This window comes from Lentzea sp. NPDC092896, assembly GCF_044754905.1.
Taxonomy (GTDB): domain Bacteria; phylum Actinomycetota; class Actinomycetes; order Mycobacteriales; family Pseudonocardiaceae; genus Lentzea.
In genome coordinates, this window is the sequence record NZ_JBIVPX010000004.1 from 439,496 (window position 1) to 457,275 (window position 17,780).

Annotated in this window: 16 protein-coding genes; 9 read left to right on the forward strand and 7 right to left on the reverse strand. The window is 68.9% G+C overall.

Annotated elements, in window-relative coordinates:
* Positions 1–10: 10 nt before the first annotated feature.
* A complete protein-coding gene (locus tag ACIQF0_RS23015) occupies positions 11–823 on the forward strand; it encodes a DNA/RNA non-specific endonuclease (protein ID WP_401032385.1) in 813 nt (270 codons plus the stop codon).
* Here the strand turns inward: ACIQF0_RS23015 and ACIQF0_RS23020 are convergent.
* Together ACIQF0_RS23020 and ACIQF0_RS23025 are read right to left on the reverse strand one after the other, a co-directional pair.
* Positions 813–3,677 carry an NACHT domain-containing protein gene (locus tag ACIQF0_RS23020; RefSeq protein ID WP_401032388.1) on the reverse strand — a complete coding sequence of 955 codons (2,865 nt, stop codon included), beginning with the start codon at positions 3,675–3,677 and terminating at the stop codon, positions 813–815. The genes ACIQF0_RS23015 and ACIQF0_RS23020 overlap by 11 nt on opposite strands.
* Positions 3,678–3,729: 52 nt before the next feature.
* Positions 3,730–5,649 carry a helicase-associated domain-containing protein gene (locus tag ACIQF0_RS23025; RefSeq protein ID WP_401032391.1) on the reverse strand — a complete coding sequence of 640 codons (1,920 nt, stop codon included), beginning with the start codon at positions 5,647–5,649 and terminating at the stop codon, positions 3,730–3,732.
* 75 nt (positions 5,650–5,724) lie between these two features.
* Here ACIQF0_RS23025 and ACIQF0_RS23030 point away from each other — a divergent pair, with 75 nt between their 5' ends.
* Positions 5,725–6,375 carry a DUF2461 domain-containing protein gene (locus ACIQF0_RS23030; protein ID WP_401032394.1) on the forward strand — a complete coding sequence of 217 codons (651 nt, stop codon included), beginning with the start codon at positions 5,725–5,727 and terminating at the stop codon, positions 6,373–6,375.
* Here ACIQF0_RS23030 and ACIQF0_RS23035 read toward each other — a convergent pair.
* Positions 6,320–6,667 (reverse strand): VanZ family protein, encoded by a 348-nt coding sequence (locus tag ACIQF0_RS23035; protein ID WP_401032397.1) that lies wholly within the window; start codon positions 6,665–6,667, stop codon positions 6,320–6,322. The genes ACIQF0_RS23030 and ACIQF0_RS23035 overlap by 56 nt on opposite strands.
* A gap of 64 nt (positions 6,668–6,731) precedes the next feature.
* Between ACIQF0_RS23035 and pyk the strand changes: the two genes are divergently transcribed.
* Positions 6,732–8,156 carry a pyruvate kinase gene (gene pyk, locus ACIQF0_RS23040; protein WP_360041487.1) on the forward strand — a complete coding sequence of 475 codons (1,425 nt, stop codon included), beginning with the start codon at positions 6,732–6,734 and terminating at the stop codon, positions 8,154–8,156.
* Positions 8,157–8,165: 9 nt separating this feature from the next.
* On the forward strand, positions 8,166–9,077 hold the full coding sequence (gene tesB / locus ACIQF0_RS23045; protein WP_360041484.1) for an acyl-CoA thioesterase II: 912 nt from the start codon (positions 8,166–8,168) through the stop codon (positions 9,075–9,077).
* On the opposite strand, the gene ACIQF0_RS23050 is transcribed toward tesB, so the two are convergent.
* Positions 9,052–9,558: an Lrp/AsnC family transcriptional regulator gene (locus ACIQF0_RS23050; protein ID WP_360041482.1), complete on the reverse strand. Its 507-nt coding sequence runs from the start codon at positions 9,556–9,558 to the stop codon at positions 9,052–9,054. The two genes, tesB and ACIQF0_RS23050, sit on opposite strands and share 26 nt — an antisense overlap.
* 60 nt (positions 9,559–9,618) lie before the next feature.
* On the opposite strand from ACIQF0_RS23050, the gene ACIQF0_RS23055 reads away from it, so the two are divergent.
* Positions 9,619–10,212, forward strand: coding sequence for a LysE family translocator (locus tag ACIQF0_RS23055; RefSeq protein WP_401032402.1), 594 nt, complete (start codon positions 9,619–9,621; stop codon positions 10,210–10,212).
* On the opposite strand, the gene ACIQF0_RS23060 is transcribed toward ACIQF0_RS23055, so the two are convergent.
* On the reverse strand, positions 10,195–10,497 hold the full coding sequence (locus ACIQF0_RS23060) for a DUF2218 domain-containing protein (RefSeq protein WP_330273382.1): 303 nt from the start codon (positions 10,495–10,497) through the stop codon (positions 10,195–10,197). The genes ACIQF0_RS23055 and ACIQF0_RS23060 overlap by 18 nt on opposite strands.
* Before the next feature lie 121 nt (positions 10,498–10,618).
* On the opposite strand from ACIQF0_RS23060, the gene gndA reads away from it, so the two are divergent.
* Together gndA and dacB are read left to right on the forward strand one after the other, a co-directional pair.
* Positions 10,619–12,049 carry an NADP-dependent phosphogluconate dehydrogenase gene (gndA, locus tag ACIQF0_RS23065; protein ID WP_401032406.1) on the forward strand — a complete coding sequence of 477 codons (1,431 nt, stop codon included), beginning with the start codon at positions 10,619–10,621 and terminating at the stop codon, positions 12,047–12,049.
* Positions 12,046–13,581 carry a D-alanyl-D-alanine carboxypeptidase/D-alanyl-D-alanine-endopeptidase gene (dacB, locus tag ACIQF0_RS23070; protein WP_401032409.1) on the forward strand — a complete coding sequence of 512 codons (1,536 nt, stop codon included), beginning with the start codon at positions 12,046–12,048 and terminating at the stop codon, positions 13,579–13,581. Before gndA ends, dacB begins: the two co-directional genes overlap by 4 nt.
* 55 nt (positions 13,582–13,636) lie before the next feature.
* On the opposite strand, the gene ACIQF0_RS23075 is transcribed toward dacB, so the two are convergent.
* On the reverse strand, positions 13,637–15,850 hold the full coding sequence (locus ACIQF0_RS23075) for a SulP family inorganic anion transporter (protein WP_401032411.1): 2,214 nt from the start codon (positions 15,848–15,850) through the stop codon (positions 13,637–13,639).
* A gap of 384 nt (positions 15,851–16,234) precedes the next feature.
* Entirely contained in the window at positions 16,235–16,552 is a 318-nt protein-coding gene (locus ACIQF0_RS23080) for a hypothetical protein (protein WP_093597178.1), read from the reverse strand.
* A gap of 166 nt (positions 16,553–16,718) precedes the next feature.
* Here ACIQF0_RS23080 and ACIQF0_RS23085 point away from each other — a divergent pair, with 166 nt between their 5' ends.
* Both ACIQF0_RS23085 and ACIQF0_RS23090 read left to right on the forward strand, forming a co-directional pair.
* Positions 16,719–17,564, forward strand: coding sequence for a helix-turn-helix transcriptional regulator (locus ACIQF0_RS23085; protein WP_360041466.1), 846 nt, complete (start codon positions 16,719–16,721; stop codon positions 17,562–17,564).
* A 22-nt stretch (positions 17,565–17,586) separates the two neighbouring features.
* Entirely contained in the window at positions 17,587–17,778 is a 192-nt protein-coding gene (locus ACIQF0_RS23090) for a DUF397 domain-containing protein (protein ID WP_360041463.1), read from the forward strand.
* Positions 17,779–17,780: the final 2 nt, after the last annotated feature.

The following is a 17,780-nucleotide window of genomic DNA, read 5'->3' on the forward strand; positions in this document are numbered from 1 at the left end:
GGGGCGACACATGACCAGCGCAGGCTTCGACGCGAAGTTCCTCGGCACGACCGCCGGGATCCCGGTCCTGACCGACTCGGGAGAGGCCGACGCGGTCGAGCTCGACGGCTCGACCACGATCGACTACACGCACTTCTCGCTCGCGATGAGCAAGTCTCGCAAGTTCGCGAGCTGGGTCGCGTGGAACATCGACGGCGGTGAGATGAAGGCACTGAGCCGCACCAACATCCCGTTCGTCAAGGACCCGCGCGTCCCGGCCGAGTTCCAGACCGGCGACGAGCTCTACCGCGACAACAGGCTCGACCGCGGCCACCTCGCCCGTCGCGCCGACCTGTGCTGGGGCCCGAAGGCCGAGGCGCAGAAGGCGAACAGGGACTCGTTCTTCTTCACGAACATCACGCCGCAGATGGACGACTTCAACCAGAGCACCAAGGAAGGGCTCTGGGGCAGGCTCGAGGACGCGGTGCTCGCCGACGTCGACGTCGACAACCTCAAGGTCAGCGTTTACGGCGGCCCGGTCTTCAACGCCGACGACAGGGTGTTCCGCAGCGTCGCGATCCCGCGTGAGTTCTACAAGGCGATCGCGTTCGTGGTGGACGGCGAGCTGCGCTGCAGCGCGTTCCTGCTGACCCAGAACATCGTCCTGGCCGAGGCGCTCGACCTGGACGAGTTCCGGGTGTTCCAGGTGTCGCTGACCGAGCTGGAGAAGCGCCTGAGCCTCACCTTCCCGGCCGAGCTGCACGCGGCCGACACCGCGTCGGTCCAGCTGCTCGACGAGGCCGACCGCAAGCCGCTGGACAGCCTCGACGACATCAACTGGTGACGCGCACCCCTGGCAACGCCGGACGCAGCTCGTCCAGCCGGGCAAGCGACTCCGGCTGATGCACCACGAGGTGTTCCAGTGCCGGCAGGACGCGCAGGTCGTCCGCTGAAGGCACGCCGAACACCTCCAGCGTCGTGATGGTCGGCCACCGCTCCAGCCCCGCCAGCGGGTAGGGCGGGCGGTGGTCGATCGCCAGTTCGCGCAACGCGGGCAGGCCGGGCAACGCGTCCAGTCCCTCGTCGGTGGCCGAGTCGCGGATCTGCAGGCGCCGCAGAGCGCCACCCTCCAGCGACTCCAGCTCGACCCGGCTGAAGTGCAGGTGCAGCTCGTCCAGGTCCCTCACCGGCGACAGGTCGATCCGCCCGAGCGGGCGGCAGCGGCTCAGGTGCAGCTCCTTCAACGAGCGCGACCCGGCCAGCGGCGACAGATCGCGCATCACCTCGTTCTGCCACAGCTCCAGCCGGTGCAGCGACGGCATGGCGCCCAGCGGGTCCAGCGGGTTGATGTTGCCGATGCACCGCACGTACCGCAGCTTCTCCAGGTGCATGATGAACTGGATCCGGTGCCAGCCGCGGACGTCCACCCGCCGGTCGCCGAAATCCACTTTGGACAGCACGGACTTCGCGTACTTCTCCGCGTCCGGCGTGTTCCGCCACGCCCGCAGCAGTTCGTCGATGACCATCGCGTGATCGACGGCCACGAACTCCGCGATCCGCTCCCACGCGGCCTCGCCACCGATGTTGGCCAGCGTCCGCACGATGTACGCGGCTTCGCCTGCTGCCTCCGGACCCGGCAGCAGGTCGACCACGAACGAGCCCGCCTCGGACAACGCGTCGGCGTGCGCGAAGCTCTTCGGCGGGATCAGCGCCGCGGCGGCCGCCGTCACCTGGGCCCGCGCGGTCTCCGGTTCGATCACGTCGGCCTGGTCGAGGCACGCCAGCGCGAGCAGCCGCAGCTTGTCCCGCCCGCGTTCGTCCTTGCGCGTGTCGTCGTTGCCCGCCAGCAGGTCCATCAGCACACGGGCCCGTTCGCGCGGCCGGGCGTGCGCGACCGCCATCACCACGACGTCGTGCCACTCGTCCAGGTGCGCCCTGTCCACCAACAGGTTCAGGTCGCCCGCGTCCACGACCTCCTTGGCCGCCAGGTAGTCCCGGAACGTCCGGTGTACGAACTGCACGCGTTCGGACGCGACCTCCCGCAGCAGCCCGGCCCGTTCGAGCAGCCGCTGCATCGCCTCGTCCGGGTCGATGTCGTGCGACCGCAGCCCGCGCATCGCGTTCCCGAGCCGGTGCACGGCCTCCTCGCGGGGCACCATCAGTTCGCGGTTGCGCACCAGCGAGTACGCGAACCGTTGCAGCAGAACGAGTTGCTCCTCCTTGGAGAACGACGGCAGCGCGAGCCCGCGGTCCTCGTCCCACCGCACCAGCAACAGGTCCAGCGCGGCCTCGTACAGCGACCGGCGATCGCGGGGCAGGTGCATGTTCCGGTCCTGGTGCAACGCGCACAACAGTCCCGCCAGCAACGGACTCGACGCCAGCCGCCGCAGGTCCGGCCGCTTCGCGAGTGTCGTCACCAGCCGTGCCTCGCACTCGGTCAGCCACACCCGCGCGTCCCGGGTCAGCCCCGGCTCGTCGCGGGCGGCGGTGTGCCAGGCCTCCACGAAGTCGCGCACACCCTTGTCGCTCAACGGCAACAGGTCGAACGCGCTGAAGCCGACGTCCTCCAGCCAGTCCTCCGGCACCGCGGCCGGCCGGGTCGTGATCGCGTAGCGGGCGTCGGGATAGGCGTTGACCAGCTTCTCCAGCCACAGCCGTGCCTCGGCCCGCCGCTCCCACACCAACTCGTCCACGCCGTCGACCAGGACGAGCGCGCGCCCCTCCTTGAGCCGCGCGGTGACCCACCCGGACGGCTTCTCCTCCTCGATCATCGAGGCCGTCGGCGAGATGAACTCCTCCGGCTTCGGCAGCGACGTGTACTGCCGCAACGGCACGAAGAACGGCACCAGCCCGAGCCACTCGTCGCCCGAGGTCCGCGTCTCGCCCAGCGCGTTCATCGCGAGCCAGCGCAGGAACGTCGTCTTGCCCGCGCCCGCGCCGCCCCGGATCAGCACCCGAGGCGTGTCCGCCAGCGCCGCCGCCACCGGCAGCCCGGCCCCGGTCAGTTCGTCGGTGTCCCCGACCCGCGCCACCGCCAGCGACACGTACGAGGTGTCGAACGACTGCCTGCGCGGCGCCCGCCCGCGCGACACCCCGAACAGCTCCAGCCCGCCCAGCGCGTGCGCGACCTGGTCGGCGTAACGGTCCTCGAAGTCCCGGTGCGCCGCCGTCAGCGCGAGTTGTTGCTGGTCCGCGAGCCGTGTCACGGCGTCGGCGGTCGCCCGGCCCATCCGGTACATCTCCACCGAGAGCCGCCGCGCGTACTCCGGCTGCGACCACACCAGTTCGACGACCGCGACGCACACCCGCAGCAGCAACGCGTCGTAGACGGCCGTCGCCTGCTCGGACAGCCCGGCCGCACGCCGGATCTGCTCCGACCGGGACAGCACGTGGGCGCGCAACGACTCGGGCGTCAGCATCACCCGCAGCGCTTCCTCCGGCCGCAACGGCAGCGCGGCCTCGATGGACTCGCGCACCGCGTCCACGGCGGCCTGCCACTCGTGCTGCTCGACGGCGCTCAGCTCACCGCGCGCGAGCTCGGAGCTGACCCGCTCGACCAGCGGGCCCGGCCTGGTCAGCTCGCGCTGGCGCTTCTTGTCCTTGGCGCCCTTGTGCACGACGTCGAAGAGACCGAGCAGCACGCGCTCCAGCACGGTCTCGAGCACCATCAGCAGTCCGGCGGAAAACGGATCGGCCACACCTCCAGTATCGGCAGGCGATCACCGCACGCCGGGGTACTTCACCAGCTGTTCATTCGGGGAGCGCGACCTTGCGGACGTGCCCGATGTCGAACTCCCTGCTCGTGCCGTCCTCGCAGTCCGCGCTCAGCACGCCCTCGAGGTGCTTGGTCGGCATGATCACGTACGTGTCGGTGCGGCGCGGCCCGGTCGCGTACTTGATCTCGACGTTGCTCCCGTCGACCAGCGCCGACGACAACAGCACGACCTCCTCGTCGCGCAGGAAGACGTTCTGGTCGCGCAGCATCCGCGCCGCGTTGGCCCGCGGTGCGCCGGGCCCGACGCTCGGCCGCTCCTGCTCCACCAGCCGGACCGCGAGCTGGGCCAGCTCCAGGTCGTTCATCTCGGTGCGCCACCACCGCTCTGGCTTGCGCTCGCCGCGGGCGGAGGCCCGCAGCCGGCCGACACTCTCCACAATGGACTTGTCGCCGGCGTCCAGTCCGGTCGGCGCGTACCCGCACCGGCGCAACGCCGCGAGCGTCTCGGCCATCGGCTGGGCCGACGCCAGCACGGTCGGCGCGAGGAACCGCAGCTTCAACGACGTGAGCCGCTTCGATCGGGCGATCTCCTGCAACAGCGCGGGATCCGTGCCCCGCACGCAACTCGCCACGTCCGTCACCGTCAGCTGTCCGTGCCTGCGGGCCACGTCCTGCACCTGGTACTCGATCACCTGCGGCAGCGCGGCTTCCGACACGGCGTTCAGTCGCGCGAGCACCTCGGCGGCCGACAGGCCAGAGTCCAGCGCGCGCCGCACCGACCCGGCGGACAGCCGCCACACCCGTGCGGCGTCGTTGTCCTCCAGGTCCGCCACCAGGTTCAGCGTCGCGCTCAGCTCGGGCGACGGCAGTCCGTTCACCACGGCGGTCATGTCCGTCTGGAACGCGGCCTTCTCCGTCGCCGGGGGCATCAGCTCGGCGGCCGCGGTGTCGACGTCGCCGTCGTGCAGCACCGCCACTCCCAGCGGCGTGAGCGCGCCGCCGGCCACCAGTCCCAGCGACTCCATCTCGCTGATCACCGCCGCGGTCGCCCTCGGGTCGTGCACGGCGGGGCGTTCCCAGACGAGGTCGTCGACCAGTTCGTTGATGTTCGTGAAGGCTTCCTCCGCCGAGAACCGCTCCAGCGCGCCGCGGCGCAGCACCAGCCCGGCGGCACCGGTGTAGTCGCGCAACGCCGCCCGCGCCTGGTCCGGTTCCGGCCGCCAGTCCATCCGCCGCCACGCCGCGACCAGCGCCGCGAGCCGCGGACCCGGTTGCGAGTCGAGCCACGCGTCACCCTGGTTGGTCGGCAGCAGCCGCGACCGTTCCACTCCGACCAGCTGGGCCTCGGCCGCGAGCTCCAGCCACAGCCGCAGCACGCCGTCCGAGACCCGCAGCGCCCGCGCGACCCGCCGGATCTCCACGGTCGCCACGCCACCGGTGTAGCGGGCGTCGAACGTGTCCTGCTCGCAGTACGCCAGCAGCCGCGCCACTCCGTCCACAGTGGACATCGCGGGCACGATCGGCGAGATCTCGGACGCCTTGCGCTTGCCGGGTGCCTTGGGCCGCAACGTCAGTTCGCCCTGCGCCGCGCCGTTCGTCCGCACCGAGTTCACCGCGATCAGCCGCGACCCCTCCGGCCAGGCCAGCGCCCGTTCCTTCAGCTCCCCGAGCGCGCGTTCGAAATCGCCGACGGTGCAGTGCAGTTCGGCGCACACCGTGTCGACCGTCCCGGCGTTGTTCTGCGCCACGATCGCGCCGAGCACGTCGAGCGCGCCCTGGTCCAGCGTGTCCTCGACGGCGTGCACCGAGTCGGAGTCGGTCAGCTGCGTCGCGAGGTCCTTCAACGTCCGGATGAAGCGGTCGGCGACGTCGCGGCGGTACAGGAGTATCGCGGCCACCTCGTCCGGCCCGAGTTGGAGGAGCCAGGTCGCGAGCGCGTTGATACGGCGGGGCATTCACCGGATTATGGCCTGATTGTGTGTTCTCAAACGAATTTTCACGCACATGGGCGATCCGCCTAGGCTGACTCGGTGACGTTCAGCGGTTTCGGCGAGTACGCCATTGACTTCTACGACGGCCTGGTCCTGGACAACTCGAAGGCGTACTGGGACGACAACAAGGAGACCTACCTGCGCGACGTGCGCGCCCCGATGGAGGCGCTGCTGCTCGCGCTGGAGAAGGAGTTCGGCGAGGGCAAGGTGTTCCGGCCGTACCGCGACGTGCGGTTCGCCAAGGACAAGACGCCGTACAAGGACCACTGCGGTGGCGTCATCGAGAAGGGCCGCGGCGGCGGCGCGTACTACGTGCAGCTCAGCCCCGAGGGCCTGATGACCGGCGGCGGCTCGTTCCACATGCAGTCCGACCAGCTCGCCCGGTACCGCGCCTCGGTCGACGCGCACGGCGTCCTGCTGCGCAAGATCGTGGACAAGCTGGTCAAGCAGGGGTGGACGCTCGCGGGCGACGTGATGAAGTCGAAGCCGCGCGGGTTCGCCGACGACCACCCGCACCTCGACCTGCTCCGGTACCGATCGATCTACGTGCGCAAGGTCTGGGGGCCGGACGACGTGCTGCACGAGCCGGGGTGCCTGGACCGGGTGCGCAAGTCGTGGAGGCAGCTCAAGGACTTCAACGCGTGGTGCGAGGACCACGTCGGTGTGAGCGAGACCACCAGGTCGCGGTAGCCCAGCCCAGGCCGATCCCGACGACGTCCACCAGCGCGTCGAGCACGTCACCGCTGCGGTGCAGGGGCGTGATCAGCTGCTGGAGCACCTCCGAAACGCCTGCGTAGACCACCAGCAGCGGCAAAATGCGAGGAAGTTTCGCGTACAGGCCGGTGAACGCGAGCAGCGCGAACAGCAGTGTGTGGACCACCTTGTCCGTACCAGGTGGCGAGCTCGGCACACCTGACTCGGGGGTGAACAACACGACGACGCTGAGCAACGCCGCGATCACAAAAGGCAGTACTCGACCCATGGTCAGAACATTACTGAGTAGTAGTTCGGGATCGGTCCAGGAACGGGGTCTACTCTCTCTACACGTGAGTCGACGCGCAAAGATCGTCTGTACCCTCGGTCCCGCCACTGGCACGCCGGAAAAGGTCCGTGACCTGGTAGCGGCCGGTATGGACGTGGCCAGGATGAACTTCAGCCACGGCAGCCATGCCGACCACAAGCAGGTTTACGACATGGTCCGCGCGGCAGCCGACGAGTCCGGCCGCGCCGTGGGAATCCTCGCCGACCTCCAGGGCCCCAAGATCCGTCTCGGCCGTTTCGCCGCGGGTCCGGTGGACTGGAACACCGGCGATATCGTTCGCATCACCGTTGAGGACGTCGAGGGCACGCACGACCGCGTGTCGACGACCTACAAGGAGCTCGCGAAGGACGCCAAGGTCGGCGACCGCATGCTCGTGGACGACGGCAAGGTCGCGCTCGTGGTCGTGGACGTCGAAGGTTCCGACGTCGTGGCTGAGGTGACCGAGGGCGGTCCCGTCAGCAACAACAAGGGCCTCTCGCTGCCCGGCATGGACGTCTCCGTGCCCGCCATGTCCGAGAAGGACATCGAGGACCTCGAGTTCGCGCTCTCGCTGGGCGTGGACTTCATCGCCCTGTCGTTCGTCCGCTCGCCGGCCGACATCGACCTGGTCCACCAGGTCATGGACCGCAGCGGCGGCAAGCGCCTCCCGGTGATCGCGAAGATCGAGAAGCCGGAGGCCGTGGACAACCTCGAGGCCATCGTGCTGGCCTTCGACGGCGTCATGGTCGCCCGCGGTGACCTGGGCGTCGAGCTTCCGCTGGAGCACGTCCCGCTCGTGCAGAAGCGGGCGATCCAGATCGCCCGCGAGAACGCCAAGCCGGTCATCGTGGCGACCCAGATGCTCGACTCGATGATCACGAACTCCCGCCCGACCCGCGCCGAGACGTCCGACGTCGCGAACGCGGTGCTCGACGGCGCGGACGCCCTGATGCTGTCCGGCGAGACCTCGGTCGGCCGCTACGCCATCGAGTCCGTGCAGACCATGGGCCGCATCATCGAGGCCGTCGAGACCGAGTCGGTCGTCGTGCCGCCGCTGACGCACGTCCCGCGCACCAAGCGCGGCGTGATCTCGTACGCGGCCCGCGACATCGGCGAGCGCCTCAACGCCAAGGCCCTGGTCGCGTTCACGCAGTCCGGTGACACGGTCCGCCGCCTGGCCCGCCTGCACACGCACCTGCCGCTGCTGGCGTTCACGCCGGAGCCGGCCGTGCGCTCGCAGCTGTCGCTGACGTGGGGCACCGAGACGTTCCTGGTGCCGCGCGTCGAGTCCACCGACGAGATGGTCCGGCAGGTCGACGTGGCCATGATCGAGATCGGCCGCTACTCCGCCGGTGACCTCATGGTGGTCGTCGCCGGATCGCCTCCTGGCACCATTGGGTCGACGAACCTCATCCGGGTGCACCGGCTGGGGGAGGACGACCACGCGTAGGAGCTTGACGTGACCGAGGCTGCCCGAGCCGCCGCTACGAGCCCATCCGGCTTGAGTGGACAATCCGCAGTGGACGACCTGGTCGCGTTGCTCGACCTGGAACGCATCGAGGAGAACATCTTCCGAGGCGTGTCGCCCGCCGAGTCGCCAGTGCGCGTCTTCGGCGGGCAGGTGGCGGGCCAGGCCCTGGTGGCCGCCGGTCGCACGGTCCCGGTGGAACGGCGGGTGCACTCGCTGCACTCGTACTTCATCCGGCCCGGCGACCCCCGCGTGCCGATCGTGTACGAGGTGGACCGAATCCGGGATGGACGGTCCTTCACGACCCGTCGCGTGGTCGCCGTGCAGCACGGCAAGGCGATCTTCGCTCTCTCCGCCTCGTTCCAGCTGGAGGAGCAGGGCAACGAGCACTCGTCGCCGATGCCCGACGTGCCGGACCCGGAGTCGCTGCCGACCTGGGCCGAGGCGGCCGAGGGCTATGCGCTCCACACGTCCAAGTTCCCGCGGCCCATCGACGTCCGCTACGTGACCGAGCCGCCGTGGGAGTCGCGTGAGGACGGTCCCGGCGAGGCCTCGTCGCAGGTGTGGATGAAGGCGGACGGCAAGCTGCCGGACGACCCGATGCTGCAGCTCTGCATCATGACCTACGCCTCGGACATGACGTTGCTGGACGGGGTTCTGGCGCGGCACGGCGTGTACTGGGGGCTGGACAAGGTCCTCGGGGCTTCGCTGGACCACGCGATGTGGTTCCACCGGCCTTTCCGGGCCGATGAGTGGTTGCTGTACGACACGTCTTCTCCGTCTGCGTCCGGGAATCGTGGGCTTGCGACTGGGCGGTTCTTCACGCGGGACGGGCAGTTGGTGGCGACCGTGGTGCAGGAAGGGCTGATCCGGGTGATCAAGCCTTCCGGCGACGGTGCGTAGGCCGCAGGTTCGCCGGCGGCGTCAGCGCACGGGTCTCCACCCGCTCCAGCACCACCGAACTGGTCAAGTTCCGCACCTCGGTCCGTGAAGCGATCTTGTCCATCAGGAACGCCTGCAGATGCGTGGAATCCGCCACGGCGATGTGCAGCAGGAAATCGGCCTGCCCGGACACGTGGAAGATCGACCGCGTCTCCGGCTGAGCCATCACAAAGGCACGAAAACCAGCCACCACGGCACGGGTGTGCGGCCGCACGTTCACCGAGATCACGGCCTCCAGCGGCAGCCCGGTGGTAGCCGGGTCCACCACGGCGTGGCACCCCGTGATCACACCCAGGTCGCGCAGCCGCCGCACCCGCTGCAGGCACGACGACGGCGCGAGCCCGACGATCTCCGCCAGCGCGCGGTTCGGCAGGGTCGCGTCGTTCTGCAACTCCTCCAGGATGTGCCAGTCGACCGAATCCAGTTCGGCTTGTTCGCGCATAACCGAACATCGTACTGAGCAGCTGGAAGAGACACGAACGAACCACAGACGATCTGCGTCATGCACATCGCGTGGACGTCATTCCTGCTGGCACTCGTGGTGATCACGGTCGTGCCCGGTCCCGACTTCGTTCTGGTCATGGGGAACGCCGTACGCAGCTTCAAGAAGGGCGTCGAGGCGGCGCTCGGGGTGCTGACCGGGCTGCTGATCCACGCGACGCTCGCCACGGTCGGGTTGTCCGCGCTCGTGGCGGCGGCTCCGGCGGCGTTGTTCGTGGTCAAGGCGATCGGCGCGCTCTACCTGGCCTACATCGGCTTCATGACGCTGAGGTCTGCCAGCAAGCCGCTGAACGAGCAGCCGCAGCAGAAGAACGTGTTCCTGCGCGGGATGTTGTGCGACCTGTTGAACCCCAAGGTGATGCTCACGTTCCTGAGCCTCATCCCGCAGGCGATGGACCCGAACGCCGCGCCCCTTCCGCAAGCGGCCGTGCTGAGCGCCGTCACGGTCGGGGTGTTCGCGGTGTTCTGGGTCATCGTGGTGCCGTCGGCGCGTCAGCTGGGCAGGTTGCTCAGCAGGCCCAGGACGCGCGCGGTGTTCGAGAGGGTCTGTGGGACCGCTCTCATCGGGCTGGCGGCGTCAGTTCTCGCTACCTGAGTCCCACGTGACGGACAGCTCGTCACGCGTGCCGAAGCGGACGAGGTGCCGTTCCACGACGTCCTGCAGCCTGGCCACGTCCTCCTCCGACGTGCAGACCACGCGCATGATCAACGCGTCGTCCGCCGCCTCGAACTCCGCGAGGCCGGCCGAGAAGCGGACGAAGCCGCGGGTGTCCTCCCAGGACCCCTCGAGGTCCTTGGCCGTGAAGTGCTTCACCAGCTGCGATCCGTACCTGGGGGCACGGTCGGTCGCCGAGCGTCCCACGCTCGTGAATTCCGTCATGAAGCCAACTTACGCCTAGCAATACGTACCGGCACGTGACGCGGTTCACCTGGCAAAACGGAGTCTGAGAACACCCTGTGACGTCTCGCGTAAAGGCGCGGAACACGGCAGGCTGTCGCGTATGACGGAAGGCAAAGCACGTATCGCGGTCACCGGTCTTGCCACCATGGGCAGCAACCTCGCGCGGAACCTCGCGCGGCACGGTTTCAAAGTGGCCGTGCACAACCGGACGCCCGCGAAGATGAAGGCCCTGCTCGACGAGCACGGCCACGAGGGCGACTTCGTCGGCGCCGAGACGCTGCAGGATCTGGTCGACAGCCTGCAGACGCCGCGCCAGATCATCATCATGGTCAAGGCGGGTGGCCCGACCGACGCCGTCATCGACGAGCTGAGCGGGATCCTCGAACCCGGCGACATGGTCATCGACGGCGGCAACGCCCACTTCAACGACACGCGGCGCCGTGAGGCCGCGCTGAAGGAGAAGGGACTGCTGTTCGTCGGCGCCGGCATCTCCGGTGGCGAGGAGGGCGCGCTCAACGGCCCGAGCATCATGCCGGGCGGTCCCGCCGAGTCCTACAAGCACGTCGGGCCGGTCTTCGAGGAGATCGCGGCCAAGGTGGACGGTCAGCCGTGCTGCGTGCACGTCGGGCCGGACGGCGCCGGGCACTTCGTGAAGATGGTCCACAACGGCATCGAGTACGCCGACATGCAGCTCATCGCCGAGGCGTACGACCTGCTGTCCCGCATCGGCGGCCAGACGCCGGCGGAGATCTCCGAGGTCTTCACGCAGTGGAACTCGGGCGACCTGGAGTCGTACCTGGTCGAGATCACCGCCGAGGTCCTCAAGCACGTCGACGCGGACGGCAACCCGCTCGTCCAGGTCATCGAGGACGCCGCGGAGCAGAAGGGCACCGGCCGCTGGACCGTGCAGGAGGCGCTGGAGCTGGGTGTGCCGGTCACCGGTATCGCCGAGGCCGTGTTCGCGCGCAGCCTGAGCGGTCACACCGACCAGCGCAAGGCCGTGCGCGAGGCGTTCGGTGCCAGCGAGGTCGTCGCGAAGCCGGACGCCGAACTGGTCGACGACGTGCGCCAGGCGCTCTACGCGTCGAAGGTCGTCGCGTACGCGCAGGGCTTCGACATGATCCGTGAGGCGTCGAAGAACTTCGACTGGAACATCGACCTCGGCGCGATGGCGACGATCTGGCGTGGTGGCTGCATCATCCGCGCGCAGTTCCTCAACCGCATCCGCGAGGCCTACGACGCGAACGCGGACATCGAGTCCTTGTTGGTGGACAACTACTTCCGCGACGCGGTCAAGAACGCCGAGGCCGCGTGGCGCCGGGTTGTGGTGCGGGCAGTGGAATCCGGCGTGCCGACGCCGGGCTTCGTGTCCGCTTTGGCCTACTACGACGGACTTCGCTCGGAACGTCTGCCTGCCGCGCTTGTCCAGGGACAGCGCGACTTCTTCGGGGCGCACACGTACCGCCGCACGGACAAGCCCGGTAGCTTCCACACGTTGTGGTCGGGTGATCGATCAGAGGTGGAAGCGTGAAATTAGGTGTTCTGGGGGCGGTCGTCGCTGTGGCGGCAGGGTTGACCCTGACGTCCAGCGGCGGCGCCGTGGCGGTCGGCAACGAGGCCCTCACGGCTGATCTCGACACGATCCTGGCCGACAACGCGCTGAAGGGCGCGGATGTCGGCCTGGTCGTGCGGGACGCCAACTCGGGTGAAGTGATCTACACCAGGCAGAGCAGCAGGCGTTCCCAGGTGGCGTCGAACATGAAGCTGCTCACCACGACGGCGTCGCTGGACCTGCTGGGTCCGGACTACCGCTGGAAGACCGAGCTCGTCTCGGCCGGAACCAGGACCGGGACGGCGCTCGACGGCGACCTGGTCCTGCGCGGTGGTGGCGACCCGACGATGTCCCGGTTGCGCTACCAGCAGCTCGCGGACGCGTTGAAGGCCGGCGGTGTCACCACGGTGAACGGTTCGCTCGTCATCGACGACACCAAGTTCGACGCGCAGCCGTACGGCACGGGCTGGGCGTGGGACGACGAACCGTTCGCTTACAGCGCGGAGACGTCGGCCCTCACGCTCTCGCCGGACGCGAAGTTCAGCGCCGGCACCGTGATCGTGCGCGTCAAGCCGGGCGCCGCGGCGGGCGCCCCGGCTGTCGTCACGACCGAGCCGGAGAACGACCACGTGCAGATCGTGTCCACGGCGACCACCGGCAACGCCGGCATCTCCGTGGAACGTGAGCACGGCACCAACCGGATCTTCGTCAGCGGGTCCACGACGGTCGAGACGACCAAGCTCTCGACGGTCAAGGACCCGACCGGCCTGGTGACGTCGGTGTTCCAGAAGGCGTTGCAGGCCAACGGGATCACCGTCACCGGTGGCGTGAAGCGGCAGAAGGCGCCGGCGAACGCCGCCGTCCTCGCGACCGACACGTCGATGAAGCTCAGCGAGCTGATCGTGCCGTTGCTCAAGGACAGCAACAACATGCTGGCCGAGGTGCTGGTCAAGACCGCGGGTGGTTCGTTCACCAACGGCGTCAACCAGCTCAGCACCAAGTGGTCCGGTCTGGGCGTCGACCCGAACGCGGTCGAGATCTTCGACGGCTCCGGCATGTCGCGGCTCGACCAGTTCTCGCCGGACGACCTCACCTCGGTGCTGGTCAAGGCGAGGACCAAGCCGTGGTTCGCCGCGTGGCAGGCGTCGCTGCCGGTCGCCGGCGTCGACGGCACGCTGGTCAACCGCATGAAGAACACTCCGGCCGCGGGCAACGTGAAGGCCAAGACCGGGTCGCTGTCCGGCGTCTCCGGCCTGTCCGGCTACGTGAAGACGGCGGCGGGCCGGGACCTGGTGTTCTCGGTGGTGCAGAACAACGTCCTGTTGTTCAACAGCCCGAAGCTCATCGAGGACAGGATCGCCGTGCGCCTGGCCTCCGACGGCGGCACGCAGCTGGTGTCGCCGCAGGTCCAGTCGGTGCCGCAGCAGCGCAAGACTCCGGCACAGGACCGCGCGAAGGTTCCCGCGAAGGAGCGCTTCGACGTGGAGTGCTCCTGGATCGGCACCTGCTAGTCGGCAGCGTCAAAGGGAGCCGCCCCGGGAGTTTTCGGGGCGGCTCCTCGCTTTTCTACGCCGGTGCCGTCACCGGTTCGAGCCCGTTGCGGTCCGGGTCCACCAGGTACACGCGGGCGTTCGAGATGTCGAAGTACATGCCCTTCAACGTGAGCGTGCCCGCGGCGATCGCCTCCCGCACGCTCGGGTGGGCGAGCAGGTTGTCCAGCTGCTGTGCGACGTTCGCGACGGCGAGCCGGTCGGCCACCGGCAGTTCCGCGCAGCCGGCCGACGTCGGCGCGTGGAACCGGATCAGCGACGGCTCGGCGTTGCGCAGCCACGAGTGCAGGTGCGAGCCGCGGGACGCGGACCCGTTCACCAGCGCCTTCATCGCGCCGCAGTCGGAGTGTCCACACACGACGATCGTGCTGACGTTGAGGATCTCCACGGCGTACTCGATCGCCGCTCCGACCGAGCTGTCGTCCGCCGACGGCATCGGCACCAGGTTGCCGATGTTGCGCACGCAGAACAGGTCACCGGGCCCGGAGGTGGTGATCAGGTTCGGCACCACGCGGGAGTCGGCGCACGTGATGAACAGCTGCTGGGGCTGTTGCCCGCGCACCGCCAGCTCGTGCAGGAACGGCCGCACCAACGGCGCGGAACGGCGTTCGAACTCGTGCATCCCGCGCAGCATCGGATCGCCCTCCACGGACGACCGCTGCTCCGGCAGCGTCACCAGGCCGGGCGTGCCCTGCCAGTGCGACCACGGTGCGAACCAGCGCGGCAGCGGGCCGGGCAACGTCTTGCGCCGCCCCGGTTTGCCCTGGTTCGCCCGGTCGTACCAGGTGTCGTGCACCTCGTCGACCTGAACCCGGCCACCGAGCCGCTCGTAGCCCTCGCGCCAGTCGTTGATCGCCTCGTAGGACGCGTGGTCCAGGTAGTCGACGTGCAGCTCCAGCACGACGGTCTCGCCCGGCGGCATCCCGCGCAGCTCCCGCACGAGCCGTCCGACCCCCAGGAACACCAGCGATCCCCGCACGTACACCCGGTTGCGCTCGACCCGCACCGAGCAGTGCGTCAGCCGGTACAACGCGCGCAGCAACGCGATGGCGAGCCCGGCGACCACGCCTTCCAGCAGTCCGAAGAGGACGACGCCGAGCGCGGTCGCCGCGTAGACGAGGAACTCCCGGTGCTGCACCAGGTTCCGCATCCGCGCGACCGACACGAGCCGGAGTCCGACGACGAACAGCACGCCCGCGAGCGCCGCCAACGGGATCAACTCCAACGCCGGCGCGAACGCCAGCACCGCCACCGCGATCCACAAGCCCTGGAAGATCGCGGCGTAGCGGGTCTTCGCGCCCGCCGCGACGTTCGTGGAACTGCGCGCCAGGCCGCCGCTGATCGGGAACCCGCCGAGCGCGCCCGCGAGCACGTTGCCGGTGCCCTGCGCGATGAGCTCCTTGTCCAGCCGGGCCCGCGGCCCGTCGTGCAGCCGGTCCGTGGCGACGGCCGACAGCAACGACTCCATGCTCGCCACCAGCGCGACCGTGACGATGGCCGTGACCACCGTGCCGACGCTGCCCCGCGGCATCTCCGGGAACACCAGCGCGTGGCTGTCCGGCAGGTCGACCCTGGCGACGTCCAGGCGCAGCACGAACGCCAGCGCGGTGGCCGTGGCGACGGCGACCAGCGGCGCCGGAATCACGGAGGCACGCGGAACACGGGGCCACAGCAGCAGAACCGCGATCGCCACGGCACCGGCCAGCACCGACCCGAGCGAGGCCCCGGCCAGTTCTCCCGGCAGCAGCGCGAGGTTCGCGGGCACCGTCGACGCCGCCGTGCCGCCCAGCACCACCACGAGCTGCCCGACGGCGATGGAGATGCCGATGCCCGCGAGCATGCCGTGCACCACGGCGGGGGACAGCGACATCACCAGGCGGCTGATCCCGGTGAGCCCCAGCGCGAGTTGCAACGCGCCCGCGGCCATCGTGATCGCCGCGGTGGCCGCCCAGCCGAACTGCGCGACCAGCCCGGCCACGATCACCACGAGCCCGGTCCCCGGCCCGCTGATCTGCAACGGCGCTCCGCTGATCGCGCCGACCACCACGCCGCCGATGACCGCGGAGATGATCCCGGCCATCAGCGGCGCGCCCGTGGCGTGCGCGATGCCGAGCGACAACGGGATCGAGATGAGGAACAGCACGAAGCTCGCGGGCAGGTCGTGCTTCAGGATCAGCGGTGGACCGTGCGGGGTGTGGTCGCCGGTGTTGGACCTGGGCTGATGGTTCACGAGATTTCCCTTTGCTGAATAGCGGCATAGCCCTGTGCGACGGATGCACAGGGCGGGGAGGGGAGCGAGCTGTGGGAGGCGCTCTAGAGGCGCTCTAAGGGCAGCATGCGGCGCGGCCGGACGGCATCGAGCTCGTCGGCGCGGTCATGCGGGGTCGGCACGGGAACACCTCCGTGTCGGCACAGGCACCATGGGGCGGGATCAGGCCGCGTCGCCCTCAATGATGAGGCCGGAATCGGTGCTGTGACAGATCTTTCAGCCAACCGTGTTGATCTTGGGTGGCGTCGTCACGCGAGGTGATCAGGTAGATGGGCCGGCTCCGGTCGGGGGGTGCGGAGCCGGCCCAAGTCAGGCCGGAACTGAAGAACTATCGAGTTCCGGAAATCAGCCTACCGAGCGCAGGTGCTTGCCGTGCGCAGTCTCCTGGCCGACGACGGTCAGGATCAGCTGCGCCGAGAGATAAGCACGGCACGGTGCGGGCATCCGCCGTGAGAACCAGCCGCGCTTGCAGGTCGCGCACCGGCCGTGCTCGTCGGGCTGGTGCTCGTCGAGCAACGCCTTCACCACCGCGACCACCCTCGGCAACTCAACCCTGGCGAGTACGAGAGCGGTCTGGTCGTCGCCACGTGCGGCGAGGTCGGTGAGTGTGGCCAGGTGGGAGTGCAGCGACTTGTCCAGTTGGCTGAACACCGTGACGGCCATCAGGCTCAGAGCTCCAGTCCTTACGTAAGCAGCCCCAGCAGACTGTCGCGTCCAAGCTGCGATCTGCAAGTTGCAGTACACGAATGGATGACGTCTCTTTGCGACGAGCTCCTTTGCTCTCAAACTGGGTAGGACCACGAGGTGTGGATGCCGTCCAGGAGGAGTAATGCGGGGTAGCAGCCCGACTCTGCGCAAGCGCCGGCTCGTGAGCGAACTCCGGCGACTGCGTGAAGTGGCGGGGCTGACGATCGAGGAGGTGGGCGAGCGCCTGGAGTGCTCGGCCTCCAAGATCAGCCGCATCGAGACCGGCCGTGTGGGGGTGAGCCCGCGTGACGTGCGGGACATGCTCAACGTTTACGGCGCGGACGCCGCCACCCTCGAAGAACTGGTTCAGCTGGCAAGGGAAGCCCGTCGCAAGGCGTGGTGGGACGAGTTCGGCGACATCGTGCCCGGTCGTTACGTGGGGTACGAGGCCGACGCGGACTCGATCAGGACCTACCAGGGGCTGATGATCCCGGGCCTGCTGCAGTGCGAGTCGTACACGAGGGCGTTGATCTCCCAGGTGCTGCCGGACGCGCGCACCGGCGAGATCGACCGCCGCGTCCGGTTGCGCAAGGCCAGGCAGGCCCTGCTCAGCGAGGACGACCCGTTGCGCCTGCACGTCGTGATCGACGAGGCCGCCCTGCGCCGGCTCGTCGGCGGCGCCGAGGTGATGCGCGTGCAGATGGCGCGTCTTCTCGAAGTCGGTGCGTTGCCGAACGTCACGATGCAGGTCGTGCCGTTCAGCGCCGGTGGTCATGCTGCGATGGACGGCCCGTTCGTCATCCTGAGCTTTCCAGAGCAGCTCGACTCCGACGTCGTGTACATCGAAAGCACCAGAAGCGGCGTCTACCTGGAACAACAGTCGGACGTCCATTCCTACGCCGAGATGTTCGAGCGTCTCGTGAGTTCCGCCCTGACCCCGCGGGAATCGGCAACCCTGATCACGGAGATCGCTCGCACTCTCGCGTGACTGCGACCGGAGAGTGAACAGAGTGGAAAGCTTGCGTTGGCGCAAGAGCAGCAGGTCGTCGGCCGGTGGGCCCGAGTGCGTCGAGATCGCGCTCGTCTCATCAGGCGCGGCGGTTCGTGACAGCAAGAACGCGGACGGGTCGCGGCTCAGGTTCGGCGGCGCGGGATGGGACACGTTCCTCGCCGCCGCGAAGACCGGCTCTTTTGTCAGCTGATT

Excerpts from the sequence above, each read along its gene's own strand:
- ACIQF0_RS23015 (WP_401032385.1), top strand. The coding sequence starts at position 11 with ATGACCAGCGCAGGCTTCGACGCGAAGTTCCTCGGCACGACCGCCGGG.
- ACIQF0_RS23025 (WP_401032391.1), bottom strand. The coding sequence starts at position 5,649 with ATGCCCCGCCGTATCAACGCGCTCGCGACCTGGCTCCTCCAACTCGGG.
- ACIQF0_RS23035 (WP_401032397.1), bottom strand. The coding sequence starts at position 6,667 with ATGGGTCGAGTACTGCCTTTTGTGATCGCGGCGTTGCTCAGCGTCGTC.
- ACIQF0_RS23050 (WP_360041482.1), bottom strand. The coding sequence starts at position 9,558 with ATGCGCGAACAAGCCGAACTGGATTCGGTCGACTGGCACATCCTGGAG.
- ACIQF0_RS23055 (WP_401032402.1), top strand. The coding sequence starts at position 9,619 with ATGCACATCGCGTGGACGTCATTCCTGCTGGCACTCGTGGTGATCACG.
- ACIQF0_RS23060 (WP_330273382.1), bottom strand. The coding sequence starts at position 10,497 with ATGACGGAATTCACGAGCGTGGGACGCTCGGCGACCGACCGTGCCCCC.
- gndA (WP_401032406.1), top strand. The coding sequence starts at position 10,619 with ATGACGGAAGGCAAAGCACGTATCGCGGTCACCGGTCTTGCCACCATG.
- ACIQF0_RS23080 (WP_093597178.1), bottom strand. The coding sequence starts at position 16,552 with ATGGCCGTCACGGTGTTCAGCCAACTGGACAAGTCGCTGCACTCCCAC.
- ACIQF0_RS23085 (WP_360041466.1), top strand. The coding sequence starts at position 16,719 with ATGCGGGGTAGCAGCCCGACTCTGCGCAAGCGCCGGCTCGTGAGCGAA.